Here is a 1,062-nt window from a genome sequence, read left to right as displayed (position 1 = left end):
GCGTCGAAGCGGGTGACGGTGCCGGGCGCGGGCAAAAAGCCCCGGCCCGGGTCCTCGCCGTTGATGCGGAACTCGAAGGAGTGGCCGCGCAGGACCGGGTCGTCGTAGCCGAGTTTCTCGCCGTCGGCGATGCGGAACATCTCGCGCACCAGGTCGATGCCGGCGACCTCCTCGGTGACCGGGTGCTCCACCTGCAGACGCGTGTTGACCTCCAGGAAGGAGATCGTGCCGTCCGCGCCGACGAGGAACTCGACGGTGCCGGCGCCGACGTAGCCGGCCTCCTTGAGGATGGCCTTGGAGGCGCGGTACAGCTCGGCGACCTGTGCCTGGGACAGGAACGGGGCGGGGGCCTCCTCCACCAGCTTCTGGTGGCGGCGCTGCAGCGAGCAGTCACGGGTGGAGACGACGACCACGTTGCCGTGCTGGTCGGCCAGGCACTGCGTCTCCACGTGCCGGGGCTTGTCGAGGTAGCGCTCGACGAAGCACTCCCCGCGCCCGAAGGCGGCCACCGCCTCGCGGACGGCGGAGTCGTACAGCTCCGGCACCTCGTCCAGGGTGCGGGCGACCTTCAGGCCGCGGCCGCCGCCGCCGAAGGCCGCCTTGATGGCGATCGGCAGGCCGTGCTCCTTGGCGAAGGCCACGACCTCGTCCGCGCCCGAGACCGGGTCCGGCGTGCCGGCCACCAGCGGGGCGCCGGCACGCTGGGCGATGTGCCGCGCGGCGACCTTGTCGCCCAGGTCGCGGATGGCCTGCGGCGGCGGGCCGATCCAGATCAGACCCGCGTCCAGGACCGCCTGCGCGAACTCGGCGTTCTCCGAGAGGAAGCCGTAGCCGGGGTGGACCGCGTCCGCCCCGGACTCGCTCGCGGCCTTCAGCACCTTGGCGATGTCCAGGTAGCTGGTGGCGGGGGTGTCACCACCCAGGGCGAACGCCTCGTCAGCGGCACGGACATGCACAGCGTCCCGGTCCGGGTCCGCGTAGACGGCCACGCTCGCGATCCCGGCGTCCCGGCAGGCCCGGGCTACGCGGACAGCGATTTCGCCACGATTGGCGATGAGCACC

1 protein-coding gene is annotated in these 1,062 nt (G+C 72.4%); it reads right to left on the bottom strand.

Translation table 11 applies throughout. The features are described from left to right. The coding region (locus ACFYOJ_RS36295) for a biotin carboxylase N-terminal domain-containing protein (RefSeq protein ID WP_356559576.1) at nt 1-1,061 on the bottom strand (1,061 nt) is incomplete at its 3' end. Nucleotide 1,062 lies beyond the last annotated feature (1 nt).

It is taken from the genome of Streptomyces sp. NPDC006384 (assembly GCF_042870695.1).
GTDB lineage: Bacteria > Actinomycetota > Actinomycetes > Streptomycetales > Streptomycetaceae > Streptomyces.
The sequence above is the reverse complement of the archived record's forward strand: the minus strand, read 5'-3'. Positions and strand labels throughout refer to the sequence as shown.